Origin of the sequence: Paenibacillus sp. FSL W8-0426 (genome assembly GCF_037969725.1) — a bacterium.
Classification (GTDB): domain Bacteria; phylum Bacillota; class Bacilli; order Paenibacillales; family Paenibacillaceae; genus Paenibacillus; species Paenibacillus hubeiensis.
Genome location: NZ_CP150203.1, coordinates 3,144,335 through 3,158,262 on the forward strand (window position 1 = coordinate 3,144,335; position 13,928 = coordinate 3,158,262).

General features: G+C 47.3%; 14 protein-coding genes. 11 read left to right on the top strand and 3 right to left on the bottom strand.

Going from position 1 to position 13,928, the window contains the following annotated elements:
- Nucleotides 1-9 precede the first annotated feature (9 nt).
- The 7 genes from opp1B (at nt 10) to MKY59_RS14320 (ending at nt 8,256) form a co-directional block, all read left to right on the top strand.
- Nucleotides 10-942: a nickel/cobalt ABC transporter permease gene (gene opp1B, locus MKY59_RS14290; RefSeq protein ID WP_236413905.1), complete on the top strand. Its 933-nt coding sequence runs from the start codon at nt 10-12 to the stop codon at nt 940-942.
- Entirely contained in the window at nt 939-1,850 is a 912-nt protein-coding gene (opp1C, locus tag MKY59_RS14295; protein ID WP_339278117.1) for a nickel/cobalt ABC transporter permease, read from the top strand. Before opp1B ends, opp1C begins: the two co-directional genes overlap by 4 nt.
- Nucleotides 1,822-2,643, top strand: a complete 822-nt coding sequence (locus tag MKY59_RS14300) for an ABC transporter ATP-binding protein (RefSeq protein ID WP_339278118.1) — start codon at nt 1,822-1,824, stop codon at nt 2,641-2,643. The genes opp1C and MKY59_RS14300 overlap by 29 nt, the downstream gene beginning before the upstream one ends.
- A complete protein-coding gene (locus MKY59_RS14305; protein ID WP_339278119.1) occupies nt 2,640-3,431 on the top strand; it encodes a dipeptide/oligopeptide/nickel ABC transporter ATP-binding protein in 792 nt (263 codons plus the stop codon). Before MKY59_RS14300 ends, MKY59_RS14305 begins: the two co-directional genes overlap by 4 nt.
- A gap of 206 nt (nt 3,432-3,637) precedes the next feature.
- Nucleotides 3,638-5,095, top strand: coding sequence for an ATP-binding protein (locus MKY59_RS14310; RefSeq protein ID WP_339278120.1), 1,458 nt, complete (start codon nt 3,638-3,640; stop codon nt 5,093-5,095).
- Nucleotides 5,073-5,759: a response regulator transcription factor gene (locus MKY59_RS14315; RefSeq protein WP_339278121.1), complete on the top strand. Its 687-nt coding sequence runs from the start codon at nt 5,073-5,075 to the stop codon at nt 5,757-5,759. Before MKY59_RS14310 ends, MKY59_RS14315 begins: the two co-directional genes overlap by 23 nt.
- Nucleotides 5,760-5,862: 103 nt before the next feature.
- Nucleotides 5,863-8,256: an ATP-binding cassette domain-containing protein gene (locus MKY59_RS14320; protein ID WP_339278122.1), complete on the top strand. Its 2,394-nt coding sequence runs from the start codon at nt 5,863-5,865 to the stop codon at nt 8,254-8,256.
- Between the two features lie 136 nt (nt 8,257-8,392).
- Here MKY59_RS14320 and MKY59_RS14325 read toward each other — a convergent pair whose 3' ends face one another.
- A complete protein-coding gene (locus MKY59_RS14325; RefSeq protein WP_339278123.1) occupies nt 8,393-9,259 on the bottom strand; it encodes an AraC family transcriptional regulator in 867 nt (288 codons plus the stop codon).
- Nucleotides 9,260-9,498: 239 nt separating this feature from the next.
- Here MKY59_RS14325 and MKY59_RS14330 point away from each other — a divergent pair, with 239 nt between their 5' ends.
- The 4 genes from MKY59_RS14330 to MKY59_RS14345 all read left to right on the top strand — a co-directional run bounded on the left by MKY59_RS14330 (nt 9,499) and on the right by MKY59_RS14345 (nt 12,463).
- Nucleotides 9,499-10,719 carry an MFS transporter gene (locus tag MKY59_RS14330; protein ID WP_339278124.1) on the top strand — a complete coding sequence of 407 codons (1,221 nt, stop codon included), beginning with the start codon at nt 9,499-9,501 and terminating at the stop codon, nt 10,717-10,719.
- A gap of 172 nt (nt 10,720-10,891) precedes the next feature.
- Entirely contained in the window at nt 10,892-11,626 is a 735-nt protein-coding gene (locus MKY59_RS14335; protein WP_339278125.1) for a hypothetical protein, read from the top strand.
- A gap of 127 nt (nt 11,627-11,753) precedes the next feature.
- The gene (locus tag MKY59_RS14340; protein ID WP_339278126.1) at nt 11,754-12,230 is read left to right on the top strand and encodes a DUF2975 domain-containing protein; all 477 of its coding nucleotides are present in this window, start codon (nt 11,754-11,756) and stop codon (nt 12,228-12,230) included.
- Between the two features lie 11 nt (nt 12,231-12,241).
- The gene (locus MKY59_RS14345; RefSeq protein WP_339278127.1) at nt 12,242-12,463 is read left to right on the top strand and encodes a helix-turn-helix transcriptional regulator; all 222 of its coding nucleotides are present in this window, start codon (nt 12,242-12,244) and stop codon (nt 12,461-12,463) included.
- A 177-nt stretch (nt 12,464-12,640) separates the two neighbouring features.
- Here the strand turns inward: MKY59_RS14345 and MKY59_RS14350 are convergent, their stop codons facing one another.
- Entirely contained in the window at nt 12,641-13,111 is a 471-nt protein-coding gene (locus tag MKY59_RS14350; RefSeq protein WP_339278128.1) for a GNAT family N-acetyltransferase, read from the bottom strand.
- Between the two features lie 161 nt (nt 13,112-13,272).
- Entirely contained in the window at nt 13,273-13,683 is a 411-nt protein-coding gene (gene flgB, locus MKY59_RS14355; protein WP_339278129.1) for a flagellar basal body rod protein FlgB, read from the bottom strand.
- Nucleotides 13,684-13,928 lie beyond the last annotated feature (245 nt).

Here is a 13,928-nt window from a genome sequence, read left to right on the forward strand (position 1 = left end):
AGTCGAACGATGAAAGCATACCTGAGCAAACGAATCATCGGCGCCATCCCGCTGCTTGTGCTGGTTACCTTCCTGGCATTCATCCTGATCAACTTAAGGACAAGCGATCCGGCGGAAATTGCCTTGCGCGTCAACCAGATTACGCCGACGGACGAGATGGTGCAGAGCATGCGCGAGGAGCTGGGCCTGAATCAGCCGTTCCTCGTGCGGTACAAGAACTGGATCGTTGACAGTTTTAACGGGGAGTTCGGCACGAGTTATGTCAACAACAAACCCGTATTGGAGGAATTGCGGCAGGCGATTCCGCCAACCTTGCAGCTGGCAGCAGCAACGCTGGCGATCATCGTCATCTTCAGCATGTCGATCGGCATATTGTGCAGCGTGTTCGAGAACCGGTGGCAGGATCGTTTCCTGAGGGGCATCGTATTCGTGCTTGCCGCCATGCCGAGTTTCTGGATCGGTTTGCTGCTGATGTGGTATTTCTCGGTGCACCTGGGACTCCTGCCGACCAGCGGTATGGAGGGACCGACATCGATCATTCTTCCTGCGGTCACGCTGTCGCTTACGTTTCTATCGACGTATGTGCGCTTGATACGCAATAACATGGTTCAGAACAAACATGAAAATTTCGTCCTTTACGCCAAGGTGCGCGGTTTGAAGCAAAGCACGATCACATGGAAAATCTTCACGAATTCGATCCAGTCCTCCTTGACGGCATTCGGCATGTCCGTTCCACGGTTAATCGCGGGTACGGTCGTCGTCGAAAACATATTCGCCTGGCCGGGAATCGGCAGATTGTGCGTCAAAGCGATATTCAATTCCGATGTTCCCGTGATCCAGGCGTACATCTTCATGATGGCTGTGCTGTTCATCGTGTGCAACCTGATTGTGGACATCCTGATCGTGCTGATCGACCCGAGATTACGGAGGGAAGCAAAATGAGTTTTTTCAAACGTTTGCGCGGTGATCGACTGGGCATGGTGTGCCTTGCATTTCTGTCCATGGTTACGCTGGCCGGCCTGTGTGCCCCTCTCCTTGCACCCTATGATCCAACCTTGGTCAATGTCGCCGTGAAGCTCTCCCCGCCAAGCGCGGATTATTGGCTCGGTACCGATCATTTGGGTCGGGATTTGCTGTCGCGTTTGTTGTTCGGCATTCGTACAACCTTTTTCTACGCATTCCTGGCCATGATCGTGACCATTGCGTCGGGATTGATCTTTGGCTTGATGGCCGGGTATTCCAACGGAAAAGTGCGCGAGGTCATTCTGCGGTTCTGCGACGTGATGTTATCCTTTCCGTCCGAGGTCATGATCTTGTCCATTGTCGGCATATTGGGGCCGGGGATCGTCAATATCGTCATCGCCAACATCTTGTCCAAATGGGCCTGGTACACGCGGATGATCTACAGCAGCGTGCAGCAGTACCGTGCCAAAAATTACGTGAAGTTTGCCCAAGTTCACCAAGGCTCTTCTTTATATATCATGAGAAAACACATTCTCCCGGGCATCTCCGGCGAACTCACCACGCATTCGACGCTGGAAATGGGCTGGGTCATCCTGAGCATTTCCTCATTGTCCTTCCTTGGATTGGGCGTACAGGCACCCGTGCCGGAATGGGGCATGATGCTGAATGAAGCGAAAAACGTTTTGTTCACGAATCCATGGCAAATGATACCTGCGGGCGTTACGATCCTGCTTGTCGTTGCCGCGCTGAATTTCCTGGGGGACAGCATGCAGCATGCGCTGAACGCCCAATCTTACGTCACTGGCCGCAAACGACAACGAAAGCTGTTCCGATTCGGCAGAGAAAGGAAGATCAATGATGTCCATCTTGACCGTAAACCATCTTAATATCGTAGATACCAAAACCAACAAGGTCATCGTCAAGGATGCTTCTTTTACGGTGGAACAGCAAACATGCCTGGGGATCGTGGGGGAGAGCGGCAGCGGGAAGTCCATGACGGTTCGGGAAATCATGGGCGTGAATCCGCGCTGGATCCGTTCGGAAGGTGAAGTTCTTTTCGAGAATCGCAACCTCCTGGAGGATAACGACAAGCGCAGAAGATCGATTCGCGGCAAAAAAATCAGCATGATTTTGCAGGACGCCATGACGGCCTTCAATCCGATTGAAAAAATCGGAGCCCAGATGAACCAAACATTCGTACAATTGCTCAAGGTTCCGAAGAGAGAAGCGGAGCGGCTGAGTCTGGAAAGCCTTGAAATGATGAATTTCCAGGAACCGCGTACCGTTTATGGCAGCTATCCCCATGAGCTTTCGGGAGGCATGCTTCAGCGATGCATGATCGCCATTGCCCTTGTCATGAAACCCGACGTGATCATCGCGGATGAACCGACGACCGCACTGGATTCCATCAATCAGCTGGAGGTCGTCAAGCAATTCCGTTCCTTGAAGGAGCTGACGGGCACAACGATGATCCTGATCTCGCATGATTTGGGCGTCGTACAGCGATTGGCGGACAACGTGATCGTCATGAAGGATGGGGAGATCGTCGAACAAGGCGTAACATCAACCGTTTTCAATGATCCGAAACATGCGTACACGCAGTATTTGGTGAATACCCGCCTGCAGCTGACGAACAGCTTTAACGATTCTTTGCTGAGTGGAGTGAAAGCTAAACCATGATATCCGTAAAGCACGTCAAGAAAAGGTATAAAATGCCCGGAAAATTCCTTCGTCCCGTCCAAAAAAATGTGCTGACAGATGTCAGTTTTCATCTGAACGAGGGCGACTGCCTCGGAATCATCGGAGAAAGCGGCAGCGGCAAAAGCACGTTATCCCGCATGCTGCTTGGTTTGGAACAGCATGATGGAGGCGAAATCCAAATCGACGGTGTGCCGCACAAGAAATGGATCAGTCAGAATAAAGGCAAGATTAGCGTGGTGTTCCAGGACTACCGCACATCGGTCAATCCGAACTGGACGATCGGACAGATCATAGAGGAACCGTTGAACATGTTGGGCGACATGAAAACAAACCAGGTTGAACGAACGCAGTGGATTGCATCGCTGGTTGGAAAAGTACAACTTCCTGCCGACGTCTTAAGCAGGCATCCGCATGAATTGAGCGGAGGACAGCTGCAGCGGGTTTGCATTGCCCGTGCATTGACGACCCGCCCGAAATACGTCGTTCTGGATGAAGCGATCAGCTCCCTGGATGTGTCGGTACAAGCTCAGATTCTAACGTTGCTGAAGGACCTGCAGTCCGAATTTCGATTAAGTTATTTGTTTATCGCCCATGACCTTCAAGCCGTAGCCTATCTTTGCAACCGTTTGGCTTTTTTGCGGGATGGACGCATCATCGAAGAATTGGACTGCAATCATTTTACGTGCGCGGAGAGCGATTACGTCAATCATTTGCTGGAATCGATCATTCCTTTTAAATCCGATTATAACGGGGAGAAGAGCTTGTGATCCGGTTTGATCATCTTCGAAATGTAGAGAATGGACCTGTTTAAGACGCTGATTAGCGTCTTTTTTGGTTTTCAGTTTATCAGGAACAAAAGTATGCTAGTCGTAAGAACAGCGGCGGTTTACCATTAGTTTACGTTTCGTTCCCGGATGGTTTACCATTTTACATTATAATGGTTCTAACTACCTTGAGAGGAAGACGTATAACCATGAGCGTAAAACGCCGACTCTACATCTCCAACTTCCTGATGCTGGTCATGCCGGTTTTGCTTTTGATCTTGACGAGTATTTGCCTGATGTTAATCTACACAGGGATCACGGGAATTCGCGAGAAACCTCCTTTGAATTATGGAGAACTGTTTTCGAAACGCATGGAAAAGGTCGAAGAGCTGGCCGCAAAGCAAAAATCCGTCACCAGCAAGGAACCCATTCAGTCCGATATAGACGAATTCAACCGTCAGAACGAGGGAACGGGGATGAACTTGTCACTGTATCAGGGGCAACATCGGATTTATCCGGTTTCATCGACTAACGTTGAAATGCCTGACATGAACCATTCCCAATCCAACGTGATTATCGTGACCGACCAGCTCGCTGTTTACCGGGCCGAAGCGGGGGATTATGCGCTTGTACTGAGTGATTCTAATTTTACGGTCAATAACCATGACACATTCGAGAAACGGATATATGGCGGAGCTTTGATGCTGACGATCCTCATAGTCGTGGCCATCGTGACGAACAGGGCATTGACGAAGTTTGTTTTCCGCAGCATCATGGATCCGATTCAGATCATCGTGGACGGCGTGCATCAGCTTCGGGACGGGAATTTGAAGTATCGGATTCATTACGATAAACAGGATGAGTTTGCTTCCGTGTGTGTGGAATTCAATGACATGGCAGAACAGTTATCCAACATGGTCGAAGAGCGAAAAAAGAACGAAATTAATCGCCGGGAGCTGATCGCGGGTATTTCCCATGACTTGCGCACACCGTTAACTTCCATCAAAGCGTACTTGGAAGGGCTGGAGAAAGGTGTGGCGACCACGCCACAGATGCGAATGAAATATTTTGATACGATTAAAGCCAAAACGGCAAGCCTGGAACACATCATTAATCAGCTTTTCTTGTTCTCCAAACTGGATATCGGCGATTTCCCGCTGTACATGGAGCTTGTAGACATCGGTGCTGAAATGAAGAGAACCATGGCTGCTTTCGAAGTAGAGTACAGCCCCAAAGGGCTGAATCTTCACTATGAACAGCAATTTCCGCAAGCCGAGACGCTGATCGATGTGGTGCAATTCCGCAATGTGATTCAAAATGTTCTGGAAAATAGTCTAAAGTATAAAGACAAAGAGCGCGTCGACGTAACCATCACATGGATGGAAAATGAACAATGGGTAGAAATGCGTTTAACGGACAATGGTCCAGGGGTATCTCCTGAAGAATTGGGCAAGTTATTTGACGTGTTCTACCGCAGTGATGCATCACGGAAGAGGCCTGATCTGGGCAGCGGTCTGGGATTGGCCATTTCCAGCAAAGTGATTGAACGGTTGGGCGGACGCATTCATGCGGAACTGGAGCCAAGGGCTGGACTTTCGATTATTATAACGATTCCCAAATACAAGGGCGTAAAAGGAGAAGACGATGAAGAGAATCTTAATCATTGAAGACGATACGGCCATCGCCGAAATTGAACGGGACTTTTTGGAGATCGAAGGTTTCGAAACGAGCATTGCGACGGACGGACATGAGGGCTTGCTTTTGGCTTCCGGAGAGTATGACCTGATTCTTCTTGATCTCATGCTGCCCGGTATGTCTGGATATGACCTGTGCAGAGCTATCCGCGAGAAGACGAATATTCCCATTATTATGGTTACGGCCAAAAATGAAGTGTCGGACAAGGTTCGCGGGCTCGGTCTGGGTGCGGACGATTACATCGCCAAGCCGTTTTCACCAACGGAGTTGATTGCCCGCGTGAAGGCCAACTTGTCGCAATACGACCGCTTAACCAATGGTGGAGCCAAGCACTCTCGCGAAGTCGAAGCCGGTCCCATTCGTATCAACAGGTTAACCCATCGGGTTTTCGTCTATCAGCAGGAGGTTGAGTTCAAAAATAAAGAATTTGAATTGTTATTGTTCTTGGTCTCGAATCCGGACATCGTGTTTAGCAAAGAGCAGTTGTACGAACGGATATGGGGGATGGACGCGATCGGTGATCTCAAGACGGTTGCCGTACACATTAATCGGTTGCGCGAGAAGATCGAACAGGACCCTCAGAATCCGACTTACATTCAGACCATTTGGGGTGCAGGTTATCGATTCAGGTTATAAGAGATTTGAACATTGGTTTACCTTTTATTAAACACTTTCCCCCTGTCAGTTTAAATTCTGCTGTTATGATGAGCTCAGACATCAAATGAAGGGGGAAGTCATATTGAGCAAGTTAAGGCTGACAGACATCAAGAAATCATACCATAGCGGTGAAACCGTGCAGGCGTTAAAGGGGATATCCCTGGAATTCAGGGAAAGCGAATTCGTTTCGATCCTGGGACCTTCAGGTTGCGGCAAAACAACGCTGCTTAACATCGTGGGCGGACTGGACCGTTATGATGAGGGAGACCTTTCGCTTGGCGGGCGATCGACCAAACATTTCAAGGATCGGGATTGGGATGCTTACCGCAATCATTCCATCGGATTTGTATTTCAAAATTATAATCTGATCGCTCATCAAACGATTCTACAAAACGTGGAAATTGCCATGACATTGTCGGGAGTACCTGTTTCGGAACGGAAACAAAAAGCCAAAGCGGCTTTGGAATCCGTGGGCCTCGGCAGCAAGCTGGATAAAAGACCGAATCAATTGTCGGGCGGACAGATGCAGCGGGTTGCCATTGCCAGGGCGCTGGTCAACGATCCGGACATCATTTTGGCTGACGAACCGACGGGAGCACTCGATAGTCAAACCAGCGTTCAAGTCATGGAGATCCTCAAAGACATCTCCAAAACGAAATTGGTTATTATGGTTACCCACAACGCCGACTTGGCTGAGGAATACAGCAGCAGAATCATTCATTTGCGGGATGGAGAAGTGCAGTCGGACAGCAATCCGATGTTGAACGACAAAACAGGATATGAGCAGCAGAGCTCGTCCGGAGCTGAGAAACTTAGCTTGGGCAAAACCTCAATGTCCCTGGTGACAGCTGCCTCGTTGTCTTTCAAAAACTTGCTGACGAAAAAAGGGCGGACGCTCATCACCTCGTTTGCAGGCAGCATCGGCATTATCGGCGTTGCCCTTGTATTAGCCATATCCACCGGTTTATCCAATTACATATCCAAAATGCAATCCGAAACGCTGGCGGGATTCCCGCTGACCATATCCGAGAATGTGCAGCAAATCGAAGGACCGCCGGATTCGGCAGCAGGCATACTCACAGGAAATAGCGGTGGGGAAGACGATGAATTTCCAAACGGGGATGTTCTTTATTCGCACGACAGCGCGGCGAACACGCAACAGCATACCAACGTATTGACTGCGAGTTATTTCGATTATGTCTCCAAAATAGGACAAGAACTACCCGGTGCTGTAAATGCGGTAACCTACGGCCGTGACGTTGATATGAACATACTCGCTAAAGGCGACAAGGATGTCGTGAGATTTGAGACTACGGTGAACGCTTCGTCTGACATGTCCCCGGGATTCGGGTCCGCCCCGACCTATTGGCAGGAGCTTCCGGACAATGAAGAATTCATTACTTCCCTCTATGATTTCATTGGAGAGGGCAGCCGTTATCCGACGGCTGAAAATGAAGTTGCCCTCGTCGTTGATTCTTACAACCGATTGGATCAAGCGTTTTTTGAGAAATTGGGTATCTTCACAGAGAATGAAGAGTATAAACTTAGCGACTTTATCGGCAAAAAAATATTGAAGATCGTTCCGAACGATCAATTTTATACAGAAAAGGAGAACGGCATTTTTGCTCCGGCAACAGCTGAGTCGTATCCCGAATTGTATGAGGATGCAGATGGGATGGAGTTGACAATCACAGGCATTTTGAGATTGAAAGACGGAAATGCATCATCCAGCGGATACTTGTCCGAAGGAATCGTATACACGCCGAAGCTGACGGACTATATTGTGAACGATTCCGGAAAATCAGCGATTGCCCTGGCGCAGCAGGCTTCCGATCGGGATGTCGTTTTGAATACTCCTTTTGCCAATGAACAGGCCAAGGATGCTCGCCTGAGAGCGCTGGGTGCGGTCACGACACCTTCAAGCATTAGCATTTATCCAAAAGACTTTGGTGGCAAGGATGAAATCAAACAGTATCTGGATGCGTATAATGAAGGCAAATCGGAAGAGGACCGGATCGTATACACGGACATGTCCGAGATGATCGGATCGGCTATTCAGACCGTGCTGGATACGGTATCCTATGTATTGATCGGTTTTGCCGCAATTTCTCTCGTCGTCTCGACCATCATGATCGGAATCATCACGTATGTCTCCGTATTGGAGCGCACCAAGGAAATCGGTATATTGCGCAGCATCGGAGCAAGAAAAAAAGACATTTCCCGCTTGTTTAACGCGGAGACGTTAATCGTTGGTCTTGTGGCCGGAACGCTGGGCATTGTCATTTCTTACCTGTTGACTTTGGTCATCAACAGCGTGATCGCTAATCTGCTGAGCATTGAGGGGATTGCCCAATTGACGGTAACCCATTCCGCCATACTAATCATTGGCAGCATGCTTTTGACCCTGATCGCGGGGATGATTCCGGCTAGAGCGGCAACCAAAAAAGACCCGGTCATTGCTTTAAGAACGGAGTAACGCGCTTGACCGATGTTGACTGAACATTGCATGTAACATTTGAACGTTAACCAAAAGCAGCCATCCAAAGATCAATGTCCTTAAGATAAGTTCTAAACTTAATGACATTGATCCAAGGAAGGCTGCTTTTTTTTGGTTAATCGGATGCATGATCGCCAAACATGTCCTTTTGATTCTGTTTGCGGAAACTGCGCGGGGATTCGCCAACCGTTTTCGTAAAAAGAATCGTGAAGTAGTTCGGGTTGTCGTAGCCGACCAGTTTGGCAATTTCCCATATCTTTTTATTGGTCGAAACGAGAAGACGGGTCGCTTCGCCCATCCGCCGCTGAATTAAGTAATGATAGGGGGAAGTCCCGTAACGATTTTTGTACATATGGATCAAATAATAGAAGTCGATATGGAACTGTTCCGCCAGCTCCTTCAGCTTGATGTTTTGCCGATAGTTCGTGTCCAGATAATCTTTGATGCTTTCGGCGAGCGTGTTGCCGCGAACAATTTCTCCGGTGGCAAGCTGATGGCGTGACATGCGCTCAATGATCATTAACAGTGCTTTGAGTACATGCTGGGATACCACCTCGTAACCGTCTTCACGAATCGAAAATTCATTAAACAAGGTTTGCATCAAGGAGCGGATTTCTTCCGAATAACGGTTCGCGCGAAGGATGGGTTCACTGCCGGGGGGAACGACCCAATCATGATTTACGCGGGTACCTTCCTTGAAACGGAAGCCGCAATACAGCGTCGATAACGGGAAATCCGGGTTCGACTTTTCTTCGTGCAGCGTCCCTCTGTTGTAAATGAGCAGATCTCCCTTTTGGGCCAAATGATTGATCCCATTGATGGTAAACGAACCTTTGCCGTCATTGACGTAGATGATCTCGTGCAAATCGTCATGCTTATGCGTTGGAAAACTCCAATGAGGATGGTCGGCCAGCTTGCCTACATAAATAATGATGCAATCCTGATCCTCATGCCGATGGCCGGATTCATGGCGTGTATTCATTAATGATTAATGTCTTCCCTTCAACAATCTGAATTGAAATGACAACATATATAATGTTTTGAGACAACATCACAACAACCTTGATTGTCGCTTTTCATGTCTGACAGTACAATTTCACTATCCAATAAGTAATATATATTGAAACTGAAAGGAAGGGAAAGCAAAATTATTATAAAAAGAGGTCTGTTCAAGAAAATAAAGCGCTTGCAACATTAGAAAGGAATAGTGAGGGTTTATAAATGACCAGAAAAAGTGAAAATTTACTTATTTTAATACTCACGCTCGTCAGCTTTGTATTGGGGACGACCGAATATGTGATCGTTGGCGTGCTGAAGGAAATAGAAAGTTACATGCAAGTGTCGCTGGCAGCCGCAGGAACGCTGGTGTCCGGTTTTGCCATCGCCTATGCGATCGGAACGCCGTTTGCGGTTGCGTTTCTGGCCAAAATATCGAGAAGAAGCTCCATATTGATTGGATTTGCGATTGTGATTGCCTTGAATTTGCTGACCGTGTTTTCGACGTCATTTGCTTCCTTGATGGCGATTCGCATCGTTTCGGCCATCGCTTGCGGGCTTACGATATCGCTTTCGATCTCGATTGCCAACGATGCGGTCAGCCGGGAACGCAGAGGGGAAGCCATCGCGTGGATCTTGGGCGGCTTTTCCATCGCCAACGTGCTTGGCGTTCCGCTGGGTACCTTCATCGGCCAGCATTTGAACTGGCCCATGACCTTCGTGGTTACGGCATGTATCGGCGCTCTGCCGTTTGCGTTGATGTTTCGCGTGCTTCCGCGCCAAACGACGACGATCGTCGGTTCGTTCAGCGATCAGATGACGCTCTTTATGAAACCGCGCATTTTGCTGGCCTGCTTGATTCCGGTGCTTGGAAACAGCTGTATTTTCGTGACATTTACGTATATCACGCCGCTGCTGGGACAGTCCATGGGCGTGCCTGAACGCTGGATCAGCGCCGTGCTTCTCATCTATGGAGCCTGCAGCATTTTGAGTAACTGGATCGGCGCAAAAATCGCCAAGGGCGATTTTATGACCAAGCTCAAGTGGCTGTTTGTCATCCAGGCTGCCGTCTTTCTTGGGCTCAGCTTCGCCGTGTCCCAACTTTGGCTCGGCTTGGCGTGTTTGTTCCTGATCGGCTGCTTATCCTCCTCAATGAGCGCGGCATCCCAGCTGTACCTGTTCGAGGTAACCGGAGCGATTGCTCCGAACTCCAAGCCGTTTGCTTCGACGCTGCTGCCTGTTGCTGCTAACGTGGGCATCGCGCTCGGCTCCGGTGTCGGCGGACTTGCCGTTAATCTGGGCGGCGTCAACTGGGTGCCTCCGGTTGCCGTGATCCTGGCTTTGCTGGCATTTGTCATTACGAGAGTATGTCATAGCTCGATTCAATTGAAACCTGAAGAAGACAAAAGTACACCAAAGGTGTTACCTCAATCCCAGTACCAATGAGTAGAACAACAGATGTCATTCCAGGAAAAGTCGCGATGATGGCGACTTTTTTCGTTTTCAAAGAAATGAATTGGGGCTTGGGAAACGAGCTTTTGCCTAAGCGAACAAAAAATAGACATGAAGCGGCAACATTCTGCTTCCGCCATTCGTTTATTTCGTTGAGGTGATCCATATGAAAACGATGATGTTTGGTCGATCGCTAATGACGTTATTTTTAGTTCTGATGCTTCTCGTGGGTTGCAATACTGCGGAAAAAGGGCAGGAGACGTCGAAGTCAGCATGCAAGGAAGTGGTTGACTGGGTTGATTTTATGATCATCAACGAGATTACCTATGTCCGAAACAGCGATGAAACGATGGTCATCAAGCCGGAACAAATCGGGGATAAGGTAGGGGAGGTCAATTACACGTTGAGCGGTCATGCTTGCTCAGACCATGTATCCCAAAACGGGGATGCTGCATTTCTGCCCATCGGAACGGAAGTGCGTGAATTAAAAGGGTATCAATCGCAATTCCGCGTTGTCGCAGAAGGTAAGATTTACCAAGCCGACGATAACCCTAATGCCAGCACGCTGGGTGACCTTTTGGATATTGAAGGCAAAGTGCAGAAAGTTAGCCTCGAAAGCGGCATTGACGGCAGTAGGATCGGCGACTTCTCTAAAGATGCGGCAGCGGACTTCATTAGCGAACTGATTCCCTTGAAATATGTCGGGTTCGATGAGGTTTATAAAAAAGCAAAACATGAGTCCGGCGTTTTTTTGCGCGTGCACCTGCAGGACGGTACGTCATTCAGGATGGTGTTTTATCCAAAAGCAAATGCATTTACGGACGGAGCGTTTGGGACGGAAAAATTAAAGAGGTTGATCATGTCACAAAGACAACAAATTAAAGCAGCTGCAGGAATGTAACAAACATTCCGCAGCTGTTTTTTTATTTTAAAAGAATAATAATGTTTTGTTAAACAACAATAATTTATTGTAAAACGATAAATTTCATGATACATTCATTTCACGAAAACAAGCGAGGTGTTTAAAAGTGAAACGAGGTTCAACCATTTTTCTGAAGGCAGCCGTCCTGTTGATTGGGATTCCGGTTCTGGTTTTGGGCGTTTTTGGACTGTATTGGTTCATGAATCATCCGGCAAATCCTGAATATGCTCACATGCTGTATCCCGCGTTGTTGATTGCCTATGTCTCGGTAATCCCTTTCTTCATGGCGCTGGTACAGGCGTTCCGGCTTCTGGGTTACATTGATGCGAACCAAGCGTTCTCCGAGGTTTCGGTGAGGGCCTTGAAGAAAATCAAACAATGCGCCGTTGCGATCAGCATCCTGTATGTCCTCATGATGCCCTTTGTGTATCTCGTTGCAGAGAAAGACGATGCGCCAGGCCTCATTTTGATCGGAATGATCCCGATCTTTGCTTCACTGGTCATAGCAGTCTTTGCGGCCGTTCTTCAGCGACTCTTGCAGGAAGCTGCAGACATCAAATCAGAGAATGACTTCGTTATTTGAGGTGAAAGCATATGGCCATTATAATCAATATTGACGTCATGCTGGCGAAGCGAAAAATGAGTGTCACGGAGCTGTCCGAAAAGGTGGATATCACGTTAGCCAACATGTCCATTCTGAAGACCGGCAAGGCGAAAGCCATACGTCTATCAACGTTGGATGCGATATGCAAGGCGCTCCAGTGCCAGCCCGGAGATATTCTGGAATACGTGGATGAAGAAGAAAGCGATAATTGACGATGGTAGTACAGAATGTCTTACGCCAGGCCAAGAAGTCCCCAGCATCGGGGACTTTTTTGTCCCAAGAATTCATATTCCTTAAAAAGAAGGCTGTATTAGACTTACTTGTTGATTTGCATTACAAAAGTTAACCGCCCACTGAATGGCGGTTAACTTAAACCAATGACTATTCATCTATAAGTGCTTTTCATAAAATACCATCGTCATTTTGTCGTTAATTACTTTTGTTGAACCCGTTTTTTTATAGCCTATCTTTTCATACAAATAACAGTTTCCTTTCTCTTGTAAGATGGTACCCAATTTCCATGACTTTGCATCATCATAGATCTGCTCAACTATTGTAAAGACTTTTTGAGCAATTCCTTTTCCTTGATGTTCCGGCAGTATAAAAATTGGGCTAACACTATAGATTTGATTTTCTTTTTTCACAACTCTAATTCCACCAACAGCAACCTCAAGATGATGAATGATGAAATAATCTGTAAAAGATTGATTGATTTGAGTAATCATTCTTTCTACGGTTTCATTGGCGGGGCTTGTTTCAAAATCCTGATATTTTTCCAACAAGGGCATAAATGCTTTGACTTTCATTTCATGAATGGTCACTGCATCTTTTACATCTGCTTTGCATAATGAAACCTCCATTAAATATATACCTCCTATTGAGATGCTTGCTAAAAATACAATTTATAGTACATGCTCTGTGAACTTAGTACAAGAAAGATGTTCGTCTAAATATCAATATTAAGGATTAACATAGTCATTAAAAACAAAAAAAGCAACCTGCAAACGGCTGCTTTGGTTCGTCACTTCAGATCCTGCAAAAGATTTTTCATTTTCTTGTAATGTCCGCTGACGCGATCGACCATGTAGTTATACAATAGTTGGTTCTCGGCAAGATCTGCCATTTCGATATCGATATCGACGTTGTTGCGATTGTTGTTCATCGTTGTATCGGTATGTTCAACGATCCGGTAAGGGACTACCGACGAATGGGGAGCCTTGGCGGGCAGATGTTTCGGATGAGTCTGTTTCAAATCCAGCTCCGGGGTGTTGCCGTTTTCGATCATCCGGCGAAGCTCATCCTCGAACGCAACCGACTTCTTTTTGTAGTTGGGTGTGTCCGCATTGGCAATGTTATTGGTAATTACACCGTGTTTCGTATTCAGTATTTGTAAAAGCGATTCATTACGTCTTGAAGTGTTGGTTTCTATCACGTCTTAGCCTCCTTCACGGCGAATGCTTTCCATCCTCTCCATGATAGAAAGCAGCATGCAGACTGTCAACATAGCAGTTGTTACATATAGTTACATGTACATATCATTTATAACACTGATTTTTTACAAAATGGACATCCATTCTTTATTGGGCAATGAATGTTGAAAGTTCTTGAAATCTCCGCGGTTATACACGAGAATTACATTAAGTTCATGACGAGACGAGGCTGCAATGAGGCCATCGA

Coding starts and splice junctions, on each gene's coding strand:
- opp1B (WP_236413905.1), top strand. CDS start 10: ATGAAAGCATACCTGAGCAAACGAATCATCGGCGCCATCCCGCTGCTT.
- MKY59_RS14305 (WP_339278119.1), top strand. CDS start 2,640: ATGATATCCGTAAAGCACGTCAAGAAAAGGTATAAAATGCCCGGAAAA.
- MKY59_RS14350 (WP_339278128.1), bottom strand. CDS start 13,111: ATGGAGGTTTCATTATGCAAAGCAGATGTAAAAGATGCAGTGACCATT.
- MKY59_RS14335 (WP_339278125.1), top strand. CDS start 10,892: ATGAAAACGATGATGTTTGGTCGATCGCTAATGACGTTATTTTTAGTT.
- MKY59_RS14325 (WP_339278123.1), bottom strand. CDS start 9,259: ATGAATACACGCCATGAATCCGGCCATCGGCATGAGGATCAGGATTGC.
- MKY59_RS14330 (WP_339278124.1), top strand. CDS start 9,499: ATGACCAGAAAAAGTGAAAATTTACTTATTTTAATACTCACGCTCGTC.
- MKY59_RS14315 (WP_339278121.1), top strand. CDS start 5,073: ATGAAGAGAATCTTAATCATTGAAGACGATACGGCCATCGCCGAAATT.
- MKY59_RS14310 (WP_339278120.1), top strand. CDS start 3,638: ATGAGCGTAAAACGCCGACTCTACATCTCCAACTTCCTGATGCTGGTC.
- MKY59_RS14300 (WP_339278118.1), top strand. CDS start 1,822: ATGTCCATCTTGACCGTAAACCATCTTAATATCGTAGATACCAAAACC.
- opp1C (WP_339278117.1), top strand. CDS start 939: ATGAGTTTTTTCAAACGTTTGCGCGGTGATCGACTGGGCATGGTGTGC.
- MKY59_RS14345 (WP_339278127.1), top strand. CDS start 12,242: ATGGCCATTATAATCAATATTGACGTCATGCTGGCGAAGCGAAAAATG.